The 16937-nt window shown below is 69.3% G+C and carries 9 protein-coding genes and 1 pseudogene; 8 read left to right on the top strand and 2 right to left on the bottom strand.

All coding sequences use genetic code 11. From position 1 onward, the window contains the following. From ACZ619_RS45155 to ACZ619_RS45120, 8 genes and pseudogenes are all read left to right on the top strand, one after another. A pseudogene (locus ACZ619_RS45155) lies at positions 1 to 100 on the top strand (IS481 family transposase); the annotation flags it as partial. 950 nt (positions 101 to 1050) lie between these two features. Next, on the top strand, positions 1051 to 4350 hold the full coding sequence (locus ACZ619_RS45150; protein ID WP_469611814.1) for a tetratricopeptide repeat protein: 3300 nt from the start codon (positions 1051 to 1053) through the stop codon (positions 4348 to 4350). A 211-nt stretch (positions 4351 to 4561) separates the two neighbouring features. Further along, entirely contained in the window at positions 4562 to 5728 is a 1167-nt protein-coding gene (locus ACZ619_RS45145) for a pPIWI_RE_Y domain-containing protein (RefSeq protein ID WP_469611813.1), read from the top strand. Continuing rightward, on the top strand, positions 5718 to 9035 hold the full coding sequence (locus ACZ619_RS45140) for a pPIWI_RE_Z domain-containing protein (RefSeq protein ID WP_469611812.1): 3318 nt from the start codon (positions 5718 to 5720) through the stop codon (positions 9033 to 9035). Before ACZ619_RS45145 ends, ACZ619_RS45140 begins: the two co-directional genes overlap by 11 nt. Next, entirely contained in the window at positions 9025 to 11886 is a 2862-nt protein-coding gene (locus ACZ619_RS45135) for an RNaseH domain-containing protein (protein ID WP_469611811.1), read from the top strand. The genes ACZ619_RS45140 and ACZ619_RS45135 overlap by 11 nt, the downstream gene beginning before the upstream one ends. Continuing rightward, positions 11883 to 12554, top strand: coding sequence for a hypothetical protein (locus tag ACZ619_RS45130; RefSeq protein WP_469611810.1), 672 nt, complete (start codon positions 11883 to 11885; stop codon positions 12552 to 12554). Before ACZ619_RS45135 ends, ACZ619_RS45130 begins: the two co-directional genes overlap by 4 nt. Before the next feature lie 173 nt (positions 12555 to 12727). Beyond that, positions 12728 to 13735 (top strand): hypothetical protein, encoded by a 1008-nt coding sequence (locus tag ACZ619_RS45125; protein WP_469611809.1) that lies wholly within the window; start codon positions 12728 to 12730, stop codon positions 13733 to 13735. A 221-nt stretch (positions 13736 to 13956) separates the two neighbouring features. Continuing rightward, positions 13957 to 14712, top strand: a complete 756-nt coding sequence (locus ACZ619_RS45120; RefSeq protein WP_469611808.1) for a hypothetical protein — start codon at positions 13957 to 13959, stop codon at positions 14710 to 14712. Positions 14713 to 15362: 650 nt separating this feature from the next. Here the strand turns inward: ACZ619_RS45120 and ACZ619_RS45115 are convergent. Next, the gene (locus tag ACZ619_RS45115) at positions 15363 to 16061 is read right to left on the bottom strand and encodes a restriction endonuclease (protein WP_469611807.1); all 699 of its coding nucleotides are present in this window, start codon (positions 16059 to 16061) and stop codon (positions 15363 to 15365) included. Further along, on the bottom strand, positions 16058 to 16264 hold the full coding sequence (locus ACZ619_RS45110) for a hypothetical protein (RefSeq protein WP_469611806.1): 207 nt from the start codon (positions 16262 to 16264) through the stop codon (positions 16058 to 16060). Before ACZ619_RS45110 ends, ACZ619_RS45115 begins: the two co-directional genes overlap by 4 nt. Between the last annotated feature and the right edge of the window lie 673 nt (positions 16265 to 16937).

Genomic DNA, 16937 nt, shown 5'->3' with positions numbered 1-16937 from the left:
CAACTGGCTGCACACCTACAATCACCACCGCGGACACACCGCGCTCGCAGGCAAACCACCCGCCAGCCGCGTCCCCAACCTCACAGGGCAATACAGCTAGGGCGATGCACGGCAATCCACAGAGCGGCTCCGGCTTGGAGGAGGGCCGCGGTGCTAGCCGCAGCGGCAGGGGCTGGCGCGGCGATGCCTGCTGCGACCGCCAGCAGGACGATGATCACCAGGACGATCATCCGGCGGTGACGTGGAGCTGGCGTGCTGCAGGGGGGCCGGCGGTAACGGTCTCCGGTCCAAAAGGGGGAACGGTGCATGATGAGAACTCCCTTGTCTGAGAGGGACTTTCACCGTGCTCCGGCCAAGGACTGCGGCGGAAAGTCCCGCGAGGATGACTCCTCGCAGTGTGGGACTGGTCACATGCTTCATCCAAGACCTTGGGGGCGTGGATAAGTTCACACGTTCTGGACTAAACGCCGCTGATGGCAGCATCGTTGAACAGTTCGTCGGTGCCTGTGGTTGCGTGGCATTGGCGTTTAGGAAGGTTCGGAGACCTCTCCGCGTCTGAGAGGGGCCCGTCGTCTTGCTCCGGCCGAGCGACTGAGACGACGGGTCTTCGCCCATGACACGCCAACGACCTCCGCTGTAGGCCCTCAGGGTTGGGGTGTGGTGGGGGATGATCTCGTCGAGATCAGGGGCAAGGGCAGCTGCGGTAGCGCAGGGCCGGACGGTACGCATAGCCGGCCGGTCGGAATCGGTCCTGCCGAGGTCGGCGGTCTTTCAGTCGATACCTCCCCTCACCGAGCGCCTCCAGTGAGTCCCGAGCGGGCAGCGGCGCGGCGGGAGGCGGCCGTCATTGCGTGCAGTGCGGTCGCACCGCCCTGCCAGGTAAGGGTGCTCTTCTCTGTGCCGAGTCGAGTCCGGTGGCTGTGACGCCATGAGGAGTGGCTGTCGGGGACGGGGTCGCCGTGATGGCGTTCGTCGAAGCGGCTCGGCCCTCTTTGCACGCTTCGCCCCCAGAACGTCGCTGGTGTCACAGGGGGTTCGTAGAGTGGGGGTGTGGTGAGGGTGCCGTGGGAGAAGCTGGCCGAGAGTCCGGGACTGTCCGAGTCCGTGGTGACGTTGCTGGTGCTGCGCTTGCGGGAACGGGCTCAGGCCGTCGACGGCAAGGGCGGGGACGGCGGCCGGGACTTGTTCGAGTACACGGATGACGGCGAACTCGTGCTGTATGAGGTGAAGTCGTTCACCGGCCGGATGGACGCGGGGCGCCGCCAGCAGGTGAAGCGGTCGCTGGTGTCTGCGGCACGCCACCAGCCGGACCACTGGGATCTGCTCGTACCGATCGACCCGACCCCCACCGAGCAGCAGTGGTTCGACGGCCTGCGGATCACGTTCCCGTTCGTACGAGCGTGGCGGGGGCGCCACTGGCTGGACGAGAAGTTCGCCGCCCATCCTGATCTGGTGCGCTATGCGCTGCAGGAAGCCCCCGAGTATGTCCTGGAGCGCATCGCCGAGGCCGGGCAGGGCGGGTTGGCCGACGGGATCGTCGACTACCTCCGGTGGACCGGGGCTCAGGAGGCGCAAGCGCCAGGGAACGGCGGGCTGCTGCGCCTGGGGCTGGTGCCGGATGTCAGCAGTGCCTTCGTCGAGCGGGAGTCCCAGGAGGTATTGGCAGACGCCTTGCGGCGTGCGGACGGTCATGCCGCCGGGCCTGGCGCGGCCCATCCGGTGAGGGGACGGGTGGTCACCGGTACGGGAGGGGCGGGCAAGACGTCGTTGGCTGCTTGGTACTGCCACGAGGCTGTCGGCGATGCTGCGCGCGGTGTCGACGTGCTGTTGTGGGTGACGGCGCACAGTGCGTCGGATGTGGCTGGTGCTTACGCGCAGGCGGCCGGGATGCTGGCGCTGGCGCCTGGTGGTAGGGACACGGCGTTGTCCGCCCGCCAGTTTCTCAACTGGCTGCGGACGACGGAACGCAGGTGGCTGATCGTTCTTGATGATGTGCACTCCCCCGGTGCGTTGGAGGGGCTTTGGCCGCCTCGGCACACCGCTGGTGACGGCAGGGTCATCGTGACCACGCGCAGCCGCGAAGGGGAGCTTGCGGTGATGAGCGGACACGCCTTCCTACCGGTGGGTGTCTTCACCCCTGCCGAGTCGCTTGCCTGCCTGCGCAGCTCGCTGCAGCGGCCCGAGGACGCCGGGAGCGATTTCGTTGCGGACCTGGCCGGGCTTGCCGAGGATCTGGGGCATCTTCCTCTGGCTCTGTCCCGAGCCGCCGCATATCTGGACTACAACACCTCCTGCAGCGTGGCTCGTTACCGGCGTCTGCTTGCAGATCGCCGGCTGACTCTTGAGCGGCTCACGCCGGCTGTGCGGGGTGGAACTGGCGGCAGTTCGGTGGCTGCGTTGTGGGACATCTCCATCGAACAGGCCGACCAGCACACCGGCGAGCTGGCCAGGCCGATGCTGGAGCTGGCGGCCGTTCTCGACGGAACCGCGGGGATTCCGGAGCAGTTGTTCGTCAGCGAGGCGGCCTGTGCCTGGCTGGCTGAGCGCAGTGAGGTGGGCCGGCATGTCGATGAGCTGGAGGCCGAGTTCGCGTTGGCGACGCTGGACCGTCTGCATCTGATCGACCGTGTCGTGCACGGCGGCGGTCATGCCCTGTGGTTTGTGCGGGTCCATCAGCTGATTCAGCGCGCAGTACGCGAGTATCGCGTGCCCGGGGGCGAGGGCGGGGCCTGGCAGCGGCGCGCCATCGCTGTCCTGCCTGCGGCCGCACACGCTTTGCTTGAGATCTGGCCCGTGCCCGAAGACGGCGAGGACCTTGCGCAGCGGCTACGGGCCAGTGCGAGTTCGCTCGCCGACCTCGACCAGGACAGTCATGTGCTGTGGCTTGATGAGAGCGCCTACCAGGTTCTGTTCCGGCTGGGCGACAGCGCGGGTGAGTCCGGTGGTGCTGCCTGGGCGAGCAGCCATTTCAAAGCGCTGGCCCCGCTCGCTTCCCGGTACCTGGGCTCTGATCACCCTTCCGCGCTGGTCGCGCGGCACATGTTGGGCCGCTGGCAGAGCAAGTCTGCAGACCTCGCGCAGGCAGTGACGACGCTGGAGAGTGTGGAGGCTGACTACCGGCGGCTGTACGGGGCCGGCGCGCTGAAGACGTTGTCGGTGAGTCATGATCTGGCGGTGGTGCGCGGGTATACCGGTGACGCATCGGGTGCGGTCGCCGCTCTGTCCGACGTGCTGTCCGGGCGGCGGCGTGCCGGGGCTGAGAGGACGGCGGTTCTCGTGACGTTGCACAACCTTGCCTTCTGGAATGGCGTGGCCGGCAATGCTGCGGAGGCTGCTGCGGCCCTCCGCGACCTGGTTCCTGTCATGGAGGAGGAGTTCGGCAGCGATCACCAGGGGCCTCTGATGGCACGTCACAACCTTGCCCGGTGGATCGGTGAGACAGGAGATGCCGCCCAGGCCGTCCTGATGCTTGAGGTGCTCGTGCAGGACCAGACACGGGTACTGGGGCACCGGCATCCGCACGTGCTGACTTCCCGGCAGAGTCTGGCCCGCTGGCAGGCCGAATCAGGTGACGCGGGCCAGGCCATCGCGAGCTATCGGGCGTTGATTCGTGACATGGGCGATGTCTTCGACAGCGAGGATCTTGAGCTGCTGGCTGCTCGCCACAATCTCGCCCGTCTTCAGGCCGGGACGGACCCCGCCGCAGCCGCTGAGGGTCTTGAGGCAGTCGCCGCGGACCGGGCTCGTCTCCTGGGTTCTCGCCATCCCGACACCCTGACGTCCCGTTACAGCCTTGCGCTGTGCCTGGGCGAGGCGGGAAGACATCAGGACGCCGTGCGCGTGCTGGAGCTTCTGATCGAGGACCATCTGCACGTGCTGGCCGAGGATCATCCGAATGTTCTCGAGGCGCGTCGCAGCCTTGCGGTGATGCGGGGTGAAGCGGGAGATCCCCGCGCGGCCATCGCAGGTCTTCGCAGGCTCCTGCCCGACCTGGAACAGGTTCTGGGCCCCGGCCACCTCAGTACCGTGAAGGCGATCGAGGAGCTCGGTGACTGGTATGCCGCTGCCGGAGATGCCCGCGCGGCTGTCGAGACGTACCGGGGGCTGATCGCGCACGTCGAGCGGCACCTCGGCGCCGGGCACATCGCTGTCCTGACGGTTCTCGACAAGTTCGCGATGTGGCAGGGTCGCGCGGGCAGCCCACAGGAGGCCGTGCGTGTTCTGACCCGGATGCTCTGCGTCGCGGAGCAGGTTCTGGACAGCGACGACCCCACCTTCCCTGTCATCGAGGGCAATCTCGCCTTCTGGCGTGCTCAGGTCGGCGGCCCGGGGGCTGCGGCTGGCGCCTGACGAGCGGCTGGGATTTACCGATGTGTGGCAGCTGGAACACGCGGCGTATGTCCGGCAGGCCGTCAGTCCGGCAACGGATGCACGGCCGTGTGGTGGTGCTGCCGCGTCGGGGACCGCTTGCGGAAAGCCGGCGGCGCATCGTGGCAGGTCGCTTGGGGTTACTGCTCGGTTTATCCGGTGACTGTCAGTGGTGGCCTCTAGCGTGGTGCGGGTGAGTCTGACACAGATCGGCCCGGTGTATTCCGGGCGGGCCAGTGCGGTGCGTGCTGGCGAAGTGGTCCTGAGTCTGGTGGCGTCGGGACTGGTGGGCATGCAGGGCTGGACGGGGGTGCGGCGGCTTCAGCATCCCTATGACCGCAGTCTGCAGCTGGGACTGGACCGGCTGGCCGCCCTGTGCGTGCGGGCGGGCCGGAGCGCTCCCGTGGGCGTGCAGGACCTGGTAGGTGTGTGGTGCGCCGAACGGTCGGTGGACTCCTGGCCGTTGGAGTTCGATGCCGACGCGCAGGTGGACGGGGAGCGGCTCCTGATCGGCGGCGAGCCGAGCGAGTTCTGCCTGGAGTGGGCGGTTTTGGCCCAGGACGTGGTGTCCGAGGTACACGAGGGCACGCTGGTCAAGGAGATCAAGAAAATGGCTGCCCAGCTCGGGCGGCCGGAGCTGTATGCGCGGTGGCGTCTGTTCGTCACGGAACACGCGGTGCTGGGGCCGGACGAGTTCGTGGCGGCGAAGAATGCGGTGCTGGACGTGCCGCAATGGGCGACCTGGATGGAGGAGTCCTACGGGCGGGTCACGGCGGAGGTGACGCTCGGGGGGCGGGTGGCGGTGTGCGGCGGCTGCGGGCAGTGGGTCGCTCCGCGGGCGGGCGGCCGGGTGCGGTGCGGGGTGTGGCGGTGTACGCGGCGACCCGATCTGCCGGAGCCGGTCTGGGCGGAGGCGCAGGGGGCGCGGCGGCTGGAGCCGGAGCTGGTGCGGTTCGTGGCGCTGCCGGGCCGGCCGGAGCTGGATCTCGCGCGGCGGCTGGCGGCGCGGGGGGCCCGGGTGGTGCTGTATCCCAAGCTGGACGCGCTGGATCTGGTGGCAGTGTGGCCCGATGGCTTCAGCGTCGGGGTGGATGTGAAGGACTGGCGTAGCCCGTATCTGCTGGCGCGGCGGATCAAGATGTTCCCAGCGTGGGGGGCGGGTGATCCGCACGCGTACCGCAGGGGGTTTCTGGTCGTTCCGCACGACCGGCTGCATGCCAACCGCAGTTACGTGAAGATCCTCGCGCGGCGCAGCGAGGCGCTGCGGGCGCAGCCTCAGGTCCAAGTGGTCTCCGACAGGGATCTGGTGGCGTCCTGCCCCGATCTGGGCACGATGGGGGAGGTCGTCTGTGGCCCGTGACCGCAGTGGCTGGTACAGGAACCTCGGGCAGAAGCTGAAGCGGGCGGCCAGGAGCAACGGGCTGGGCCGGGTGGATGTGCGGCTGGTGGCGTCGGTGGAGCTCGGGCTGTTCGCCCTTGAGTTGTGGGCCCGGGGTGCGGCGGCCGGGGATGCCTGGGCGCTGATGAACGGCTACGAGTTCCGTACTCGCGAACAGCGGGCGGTGGCCGGTTCGGCGGCGCTGCGGTGGCTGGTGAGCGAGCTGAAGAGCCCCAGCGACTGGGGCAGGGCTCTGCGGTCGTATCAGGCGCTGCCGGAGATGCTGCGTATGTTCGACGTGAAGGACCCGTCACGGCCTGCGGAGCGGCGGGGGTCGCTGGCGGTGGTGTCGGACCGGGAGCAGGTGTATGCGCAGGCTCTGGCGGCGTTGCCAGAGCATCGTGAGCTGCGGGTGTCGGTGGCCGAGGAGGGTGTGCGCTACCGCATGGGCCGTGCGGACGCCGGTGTGGTGGTCCCGGAGGGGATGACGCCTGTGCCGGCGCAGCGGCACCGGGCGGGGCGGCAGCGTAAGAAGGTGACGTTGCGCTGGTCGGCGCTGACGGCGACCGCCGATCTGATGGATGCGGTGGATGCGCGGCTGGGGCTGCGCAACAACTGGCGGGGGCGGATCGATGATCTGTATCTGCTGGTGCGTCAGGGCGATGGCCGGCTGCGGAAGTCGAAGACGCTGGTGCTGGCGGATGTGTTGCATGTGGTGGGCATGCCGGCTGTCGGCAAGACCACGCTGATCACGGTTGCGGCGGTGTGGGCGGGTGCCGAGCCGCACCGGCGGCACACGCTGACGGTGGTTCTGGGGGATGTCGTGGCCGTTCTCGACATGGTCACCGCGCTGTGCCGGTACGGGGTGCGGGCGGCGCCGATCCTGGGTGCGGCCAACCGCGGCCGGCATCTGCAGCAGGTGCACCGGCCTGCGGACGTGCACGCGCGGGGTCTGGTGCTTTTGGAGGATCTGCGGCTTAGGTGGATCTCCACCGAGTGCGTGCTGCAGGGGCTGGCGGAGCTGACCGAGCCGCTGGCGCTCAAGGACGCGCCGTGTGTGCGCCGGCTGCGGCCGTGGGAGACCGGGAGTGCAGAGCAGCGGCCGGAGGCGGCGGTGGACTGTTCGCTGCTGCCGGTGTGCGGGCGGCACGAGGCGGCGCGGGAGCTGGTGGAGGCGACGGTGTGGGTGGCCACGCCGGCCAGCCTGATGCACTGCCGGGTTCCCGAGCAGCTGTCGCGGCACGACATGCGGTATCTGGAGCTGGCGTGGCAGCGCAGCGACGCGTTCGTGGTGGACGAGGCCGACCGGGTGCAGATCCAGTGGGACCAGGCGTTCAGTCCCTCGCAGGCGTTGGCCGGGCCGGGTGAGGATGCCTGGCTGGACGAGGTGCGGCCGCTGTTCGAGCGGCACATGCGCCATACCCGGGGTCAGCATCTGTTCAGCGAGCCGGTGCGGGACTGGTCCGTCGACATCAGTACGGCCGGGCTTTTGGTGACCCATCTGCGGAATCTGCTGGCTGAGCACGCTCACGTGCGGGAGTGGCTCGGCCAGGGCTACTTCAACGAGTGGCGTCTGGTGATGGGGCTGGCCGGTGAGATCGCGCGCCGGCCGCGTCCGCGGGGGCAGGACAGCGCGCCTGAGGGGGAACAGCCGGGACTGTGGGACGCGGACGAGGAATGCTTTGCGCGCTGGCGCGCTGTCTTCTCGGCGTGGCTGGAGAACCCGGCCGGCCGTTACCGGGGAGCGGATGCGTCGGTTGCGTTCCTGCGGGATCTGACCGCACGCGGCTACCAGCCGTCGGGGCTGGTGACGCAGGACCTGGTGGAGTGGCTGCGCGAGCAGGAAGACGTCGTCCTGGCCGGGGAGCAGGCGCTGGAACGGCTGGCGGTGCGGTTCCAGGTGACCATGGTCGTCGCTCTGCTCGCCGAAAAGCTGGCGCTGCTGACCCGGGCCTGCTGGGAGGTGGAGATGGAGACCGGGCTGGAGGCCATGGGCTCCAGCCTCGTGCACCGTCCGCCAGCCGAGTACCTGCCACTGGTGCCGGACTCCCCCATGGGTAACCTGCTGGGCTTCCAGTACCGGGAGCACGAGGGCCAGTCCGAGCAGATCGGGACGCTGTCGTTCTTCCGCTGTTCGGGGGTCGGCCGCTGGCTGCTGCTCAACCTGCCCCGCCTGTACGGGGGTTCGGCGGGCGGGAAGGAGGCGGGGCCGGCGTGTCTGCTGCTGTCGGCGACCAGCTGGGCGGGGAACTCGCCGCGGTATGACGTGCAGGTCCCCGTGACCGGCATCCTCGCCTCCCGCACGGGCGACAAGGTGCCGCTGCACGAGCGGATCATGCTCAGATATCTGCCGGTCAGGATGGTGTCCTCCAGCGGGGCCTCGTTCGCGGTGCGGGTGTCGGGCAGGCAGGGCGAGGAGCGGCTGGAGGCGCTGCGGGAACTGCTGGCGGGACTGTGCCAGCACCAGCAGGGTCTGCGCGGGCCGCGCATGAGCCTGCTGGAGGAGATCCGTGACGGACTGCCCGAGGGGCGGCGGCGGGTCCTGCTTTTGGTGGGCAGCTATCGCGAGGCCGAAGCGGTGCTGCAGCACCTGATCAGGATCCGGCCCGAATGGGCCGACCAGATCCTGCAGATGGTGCCCGACGACGAGTCCGGCAGCCATCACTGGAGCAGGCAGACCATCGCCCGCGGCAAGGTGCACGCGATGGCCCGGCACAAGGACGCATGGATCCTCATCGCGCCCCAGCTCGCCATCGAACGCGGCCACAACATCCTCAACGACGACCATGTCGCAGCCCTGGGCGCGGCGTTCTACCTGGTCCGCCCGCACCTGCACCCCGAGGACCTCAGCTACCACGTACAGACGATGAACCGGTGGGCGGTGGAAGAGATCCGGCAGTCGGTGCCCTCGGCCGGCCCCGACACAACGCTGGGCGAGCGGGCGGCGATGTTCCGCGAACTGGCCCGCCGTACCTGGCTCAACCTGCTGGAGGGCACGCTGCAGTACACGGCGACCGATCCCGGCTCGACCCAGCGGCGTGCCATGGACTGGACGAACATCGTCCCGCTGGATCAGATCATCGGCCGGATGCTGCGCGGCGGCGCCACGGCCCGCGTGTACTTCTGCGACGCCGCCTTCGACCCCCGGCACGACGACAGCATGCTCGTCGGCATGCTCGACGCCCTCGACGAAGCCCTGGACGGGCCCGATGAGGCGATCGCCGGACCGCTGTACCGGCCTCTTCGACAGTCCCTGCACACCCTCGTGGAGCAGCATCGTGCGCTATGACTTCCTGCAGCCCCTCTCTCTCGTCCTGCGGTCCTTCGCCGGCCATGATCTGGCGACGTACTGGACGTGCGAGTTCCCCGCGAAGTGGGCGCAGCCCCTGCGTGAACACGTCTTCAGGCCTGCCACTGCGGAGGGCGAGGTCGAGGAGGAGAAACGGGCCATTCCCCTGTGGGCGGTCAACAGTGCGATCGCCGCGTTGATGCCGCAGGTCCTCACCCACGACGCCCGCGCGCGGCGGGGTGAGATGTGGCTGGCGTGGTCGGCGAACGCGGACGAGAAGAAACCGGACCGTGCGCTGCTGGTGGAGTTCGTCAAGGGCGGGCTGATGGCGGCCGCGGAGTACCGCAACGACCTGGCGCAGGGCCGCGGGCGGCCGCCGGTGATCAATACCGCGGTCCTGGCCGGCGTCCTGGACACCTTCAGCGGGCAAGACCTGGCGTTCACGCGCAAAACCCTCGACCTGGGGCCGGGCAGCGATCCGCAGGGCGCCGACTACACCCTGGTGCCGCACGCGCTGGCCACGCATCTGTGTCTGACCGGGTGGAAGGTCGTCCACGGTGATCCGGAGACCGGACCGGCAGGAACCTGTCCGGCCGGGCAGGAAGACGCCATAGACGGAACGGGCGAGGCGGGCGGGGGCGCGGACGCGCAGGACGGTGTGATGGTGCGGGCGGTGCACACGACCCGGTGGCGGCGCACCGCCGTCCGGGACGGAGCGGAGCTGGTGTCCTGGCCGCCGTATGTGTACGAGAGCAAGGGCGGGGTGCGCTATCCCTGGTCCTACACACTGCGGCTGTCGGTACAGACCAGGAGCCTGGAAGACACGCCGCAGCCGCGGCTGCACGTGCGGGTCGGGATGCGCCGCTGGGCCCGGTACAACGTGTTCGACCCGAAGCGGGCCATCGGCGTGCACCTGTTCTCCCCCTCCCCCTGGGCGGATGCCAGCAGCCCGTTCGGACTGGCTTCCATGGCCTGGCAGTCCGGGCCGGCCGGGAAGAAGGGGGGCTTCATGGGGTGGGCGGACGGCCTGGTGCCCACGCTGAAGCGGCTGGGCCCGTTCGAGTTCCTGCCCGACCCGGCCGCGCTGGCCCGCGAACCGCTGGACTTCCTGGAACCGGGAGCCGGCGACGACGGACTGCCGAGCGAGCCCGTCGCAGGTGTCCCCTACCGGCCCGGCCTGGGAAAGAACACCGGGCACGCGGTCGGCGACGGCGTGTCCGCCAAGGACAAGTGGCGTATCTTCAGCCAGCTGGTTCCTGCCCTGGAGGACTTCGCGACGGTGGACGAGCCCCATGTGCGGGTGCCGATCCCCGCCCGCACACGCCTGACCGCGGAAGAACTGCTGCGCATCGACCGCAGCGCGCTCGCCGAGGCCGCCGGGCCCCGGATCGAGATCGTGCTGTGGTGCGACACCGCCACCATGCGCGACGAAGCCCTCAGCGCGCTCGCTCTCGCCCTGGACCTGCCACTGGACACGGCGGATCAGCCTGGTCAGGTGCAGGCGTGGCAGCAGACGTACACGCTGCCCGAGCTCGAAGTACTGGTGCGGGTGGAGCCCGTGGGTGTGATCGCCGACGACCTCGAGGTGAACGAGAAACTCAGGCGCCGCAACGACCGGCTCAAGGACGCCGGCACCGGCCGCCAGATGCAGGTGCGCAGCCGGCTCGGCCAGCCCGCGCCCGGGGTGACGTCCCGCTTCGTCCTGGTGGAGATGCGCGGCGCCGACGGATTCACCTCCGCCGACCACGACCCCAAAATGCCGGTGCGGGCCGGTGCGGCCGGCTGCGGGGCGGTCACCCAGAACCTGCTGCCGCCAGCCGCGGCCGCACTCGAGGCTGGCCCCGGTGAGGGCCAGGACGACGGTGAGGGCGTGCAGGAGGAGCACAGGAGCGCGAAGAGCCAGCGCGAGCGTGCCCGCAGGGCCATCGGTGACCTGCTGATCCGGCAGAGCGGCCTGATCCGGCATCCGGACCGGCAGGGCACAACCGAGCATCCGCTGACCGACGTGGCCTGCCTGGGGCTGTGGGTGGTACGCCGCACCGGTGGCTTCAGGGCCGTCATGCCGCTGGCCGTGGCGAGCGTGCCCGACCGGCCCCACGTCATGGTCCGCCTGCCCCACGGCGACTGGCTGACCTACCACGAGGCCTCCGTCCAGCTGGCCGCCTGGAGCGGCACCCGCACCTTCGAGAAGACAGAGATCCAGGACTTCTTCGCCGACTGTGTGACCGAGTCCTGCGACGGCGGGGATCTCGCCCTGTTCACCCTGGCCCAGAACATCCGCTCGGCGTGCCCGGCACTGACCAACCCGAACCTGGTCGCCGACCGGCTCGCGTTCCACCCCGACCGGCCTCTGGAAGCCGAACGGTACAAGGGGCTGCGGCACATCCGGCTGCGCACCAACGTCCGTGACGAGAGCGCGCAGCACTTCGCCTACGGGGCGAAGGGCCCGCTGGAACGGGTGGGAGTCGGTGGCGGGCTGTGGGCCGCCGGTGGCAACAACCGGTTGTTCTTCTCCACTGCCGACAAGCCCAAGACCGCGGGCCCCGGGAGCCCGGGCGGATCGAGGGTGGAGTGGCACGAGGGCAGGAACCGGGACAGGGAGATCGTGCCGAAGATCGACACGTGCAAGGACGTGTGGAATCCGCAGCTGCTGGAGCTCCTCGTGGCGGTCAAGCAGAGTGACGACCCGGCTGCGGCATGGGCGGCCCTTGGGCATCAGCGGCGGACCGCGGCCGCGCACTTCGCGGATCCGGTGACGCTGCCGATCGAGCTGCACCTGGCCTACAGGCTCGGCAGCGTGCTGCTGCCCTCCCACCAGCTCGAATCGATCGACCAGCCGGAATCATCGTGACGCCGCCGCCCGTACCGCCTGCGCCGAACGGCGAGCAGTCGGGTGGGGCGGGCGGCCGTCCGCAAGGAATGAACGAGCGTCAGAAGACCTATCTGGAGGTACTGTTCGCGATCGATCAGGACAACGAGATTACGCAGAACCGCCGCTGGCACGCAGTCCGGGAACGGCAGCCGGCCGAGCAGTGGCGGTGGATCACCTACGGTGTCGACCACCCGGCGGCTGATGCCACCGTGGTCCAGCAGCAGCTGGGCCAGCGGCATGTCTTGGACGCGGGCGCCGGCGCCACGCTGGCTGCCTTGCAGCGCCGGGGGCTGATCGAGCTGAGGCGCGTGGCGCAGGACCGCCCCACCGGCCCGATCTGGCATACCCAGGTCCGGCTCACCCGCGCTGGCCGGGCCGCCGGAAGAGCGCTCCAACCGGCGCTGGCCCAGCAGGCCGCTGATGCGTCGCGGCTGGCGGACTGGCTGCAGGCAGCTCTCGAAACCGTCGCGGCCGCCCCCGGGCAGACTCTCGCGAAGGTCGCCATCGGACGCGTGGCAGCCCTCAGGCTCGGCCCGGGCGGGCACGGCTACATCGAGGACGCCAGCGCCTGGCAGTACCGCCTCACTTCCGCCGGACGGCTCTACCTGACCGCGCGTTCCAGGCCTCCCCGGGGCGGCGGCGGTTGAAAAGGCACTGGAGCGGGCGGGTGCTGCGGGGCCGGCACACCGCTCGTAGCTGCTGGTGAAGTCTGTCAACTTGCATACGGAATAGCGTCTTTGTCGGGGTGTGGCTGGTGGACAGTCATTAGGGTCGTTCTCATTCACGTTGTCGCGGCTGAGTTGATGAAGGGGATCCGCTGGTGGGAAGGAAATCAAAGGCGCAGCGTCAGCGGGACAACGCTCACGCACGCACCAGGGAGGCCCGGGAGCGGCGTGCTGCGGCACTGGAGGCGTTCACCGAGGAGCACGCCCGGGTGGTGGCGCAGCGTCAGGGGGATCCGCGGTTTGTCCAGCGCCGTCGTCGGCAGGACGGGTCCATCGAGGTGTCGTGGACGGCCGGCACGGAACTGGACACGCGGATGAAGAACGCTATGGAGACACAACGGGCCGCATTCGAGGACAAGTTCGGGCGTCCTCCCGGTCCGGAGGATCCGGTCTTCTTCGATCCGGATGCCGACGAGCCGCAGCCGATGACACAGGAGTCCGTCGACCACCTCATGGTCCGTATGCTGGAGGCCGCCGAGGAAGCCGGGGTGGATGCTGCCTTCGTCCACGCCTGGCGCGCGTGCGGCTACCTGGTCACAGAGGACAACCGGCACACTTTTTCCGCCGCCGAAGTCCAGGCCTTCTCGGATGCGGTGCACTCCTACCGGCGGGCCTGCACCGAGGACGAGACCGAGGACGCAGCAGCCGATACCGACGACCGGTCCGTGGCCGAGGGCCTGCGTAAGGTGGTCGCGGCCATCCTGGTACGGCGTGATCCGCGGATCGCGGTACGGATCGTGGTGGGTCTCGAGCAGCTGGCCGAGCACTCTGGCGACGAAGCGGCAGGTGTGGCGGGTGCGCTGTCGTTCGGGGTGCTGGCAGGCTGGCTGGCCGGAGCGCGGGAGGCGGGTCTGGCACCGAGCCAGGCCAAAGCGGCTACCGCCTGGGTTGATGAGACGCTCGGTCAGCGTGCTGGCGCAGCTGCGGCCAAGATGTCGGGGATGATTGGGGTTCCCGGCGCGGGCGAGGTAACGGTGTCAGAGGTAGCAGACGACCTGGGTGAGGATCTGCTGCCGGCGATGATCTGGCTGGTGTGCGGGGTCGTTGCCGCAGCCGGGGCGGGCGACGTCGGATGGCTAGAGCAATTCGACGTGTCCGTCTGACGTCCGGGCAGCGCGTCGGGAACGGGCGTTGTCCTTGCTGCGCGGCGTGCACACGGCGAAGCTCCGGGTGCGGGAGCTCGCTGCACGGCGTGGGGTGACGGTCCCGTCCGGCGGTGACAGGTGCTGTCTGCCAGCGGGGTGACAGCCAGGCCAGGGGTGTTCCGGCTTGCGGGGATCATGCGGGGCGGGCCGGGGTGGTCTCGTGCGCTATTCATGACGGCATGAGAATTGGCGAGATCGTCGAGATAGACCGCCCTGCCGGCTGGCCGGCGGATGTGAAGGCCTACATACAAGCTCTGGCGGAGACCGTGCCCGACCACGTAACCGACGGCGGAGACCTTCCCTTCGAGGTCGACCTCGCCGGGCGCGACACCGAACTGCGGGACCTGCTCGCCGACCGCTGGTTGCGCTCATTCCACGCAACCCGGTTGCTGGACTACGAGGTCGAGAACGTACAGACGTCAGGGCTGAAGGTCCTGACCAAGTCCCTCGTCGAGGATCGCCAGGACAAGGCCCTCGCCAACGAAGTGATCACCCGAGCCGAGCACGCCGCGCTGCGCGACTCCAGCGTGTTCACAGCGGGCGACAGATCCGTGCAATACCGCGTCGGCAAGGTATGCCTTGCAGGCAACGCCCAGCCGCTCCACGACCAACCCAACGGGTTTTGGCACCAGCTCAGCAACTGGGGCGGTGAGGCGCAGTACGCGACAACCGCCTGGGACCATCTCGACAGCGCCCGCGTGAAGAGGCTGGGGCGGCCGGCGATCGTCGTTGCCCTCCTCGACGTCTCGGACCCCGCCGTCGCCGTCGTCACGAGCCACGCATTGGTCTACGCCTTTGTGGCCAGTCACCGGGGCATGGCGAACGTCGGGTCGCAGATCGATTTCGAGGCCGACATCGTGGGGGCTCAGATCGAGGGCATCTGGCAACCTGGCCAGCACGAATACGACCAGTTCGAACGCCTCCCTCGTGCCTAAGGGAGCGGGGCAGTCATGTGACCGGCGCCTTCACGGTGCCAAGCGGTGATTTCGTCCCCTCGGTGGCCAACTGTCGGCCGATGAGTCCTGCGCCGTCGGCCCGATCAGCTTTCTTGGAGCACGTCATACAACCGCTGGGGGCGCGGAGGTTCTCGCCGGCGGCCTCCAGCAGGACAGTCGGGAGCTCGCCGAGCCGAGCTGGGGCTATGCGGCGCTGGGGCTATGCGGCGGAGATCGACCTGGTACGCGGCAGCGGTGATCTGGCACAGTGCGGTGTGCAGTTCGGGCCACTACCGGACTCCGGAGTGGCTTAAGACTCCTGCTGCCCTGCTTCGCCGGGCTGGCCACCGCGTCCTACCTGTATGCATTCACCTCCGGGGAACTGGTGTGCAGCCGGGCCACCGCAGAGCAGCTGTTCCCTGGCGCGATTCTCGCCGGAGACGCTGTTGTAGTGATCGTGGCACTCGCCTGGCTGCGGTCCGCCTACGGCCGCGACACCCACGGCACAGTCGGCTTCTTCGGCGGACTGACCCATGGCGGACGAAGTCCTTCTCAACCGGCGGGTGCCCATGGCGTCCTGGACAACCCTGTATGTAGGAAGTGCCCTCGCGCCCGGACGCCGCCTGTCTCCCGCGAGCGCAGACGCCTGTTCAGGAGAGCTGTGAGGGCTTTCGCGGCGCGGGAAGCGCGGCCAGGAGTTCCCACAGTGGCCGTGATCCGGCAGCCCAGGATCCGAGCAGGTGACGGTCGACGAGATGCAGCCGCTGCTGTCGGGCAAAGGTGCGGCCGGGCTGGGTGATCCTGCCGTTGGTGACCATCACCACGACATCCGCTTTGTGGACGGGGCGCCCGGTTCCGTTGAGGACCTGCAGTTCCGGAGTGCCTACCGCTGCGCCTCGTTCGCCGTGTCGCCGGTGTTTGCACTGGATCACCCAGCGCCGGCCCTGCGGATCGGTCGCCTTCACGTCCGCCCCCAGATCGCCCTGTCCTCCGACCTGGACGGCGTCCCTGCAGCCGTCCCTGTGCATCAGGTCGCGGACGGCATGTTCGAACTGCAGATGGGAGAGGGCATCCAGCTGGGTCAGTCCGTAGCGCAGCGCTCGAGCACGCGTGTCCTCCCACTGCATGCGGCGCACGGTGCGCTGCCACCAGCCGACACCGGCCAGGACGGCGGCGACGGCCAGGACGAGCAGGACCCACCAGTGTGCGAGCAGCCAGTTGACCACGGCCATCGCAAGGGCGACTGCCACGATGGCGGCCGCGGCCAGGGCGGCGATCCCGGTGTCCGGCTGGCTGCGCCGGCGGGATCCCCGGGTGGTCCGTCGCGGGGCGGGCCGGCGGCGGGTCATCGCCCGGCTCCCAGGGCCGACAGATCGATCGGGTAGGACACTGTCGGCTGGGGGGCGGCCGTCCGCGCGGTGTCGCTGTCGGCGTGGTCGAAACGGATCGGGTACGTCACAGTCGGCCGAGGAGTCCCGGTGTCCGGGCCGTGCTCGGTCGAGGTGGCGCCGAAGCCGATTGCGGCCAGGGCGAAGGCGGCGAAGATGGTCATCTCCCGGCGCGCTCCTGGCGCCCAGCGGGAGTGTCCGCGTACCGGCGCTCCGTCGGAGCGCACGTAGGGGCGGACTAACGGCATGTGGTCCTCCAGGTGGGTGGGGTTGCCCGCGTCGCCTTCATGCTGTCGTCCGGCACTGACAGTGGATCTTCTCCGTGCCTCCAACACCCTTTGATTCGGGATGAGTTCGGGCCATCTGGTGGGCTCTGTCAGGGCCGTTCGCGAGTGCGTGCTGCAGCGCAGCGCCGGGGGCGCTGTACCGGGGCGTGCGCAGGGAGCGGAGCTGGAGGGGGAGTCGTGACCAGGGCGGTCCTGTCGGCGGCGGTTGGGGTGGACTGCCGGGGTGTCAGAGGTGTGACACCCGGCCGCGCAGGCGGGAGGTGTCAGAATCCGCCATTTCCAGCCTTTGTCGCCCTGGGGCGGCGAAGCGGGCCGGTCTCGTGACTGAGGGGAAGAGCGGTGCGGGTGTGCCTCGGTCGTGGCGTGAGGTCCCTCAGCCCATGTAGGCAGGCTGCCTGTCCTTGGGAGGGGACCGGAGCGCTGTCATGCAGGGTGCGAGCAGGAGTCGATGGTGACGCTGAGGTTGAAAGGGTGGGGTGACAGGGCTACGGGGGCTCCAGCCCGAGTTCGGTCTCGGCTATGAAGCCGTCGAGGATCTCGGGTCGGCGTT

Source organism: Streptomyces sp. NPDC104367, assembly GCF_055583825.1.
This window is presented reverse-complemented; position numbering and strand designations above follow the sequence as displayed.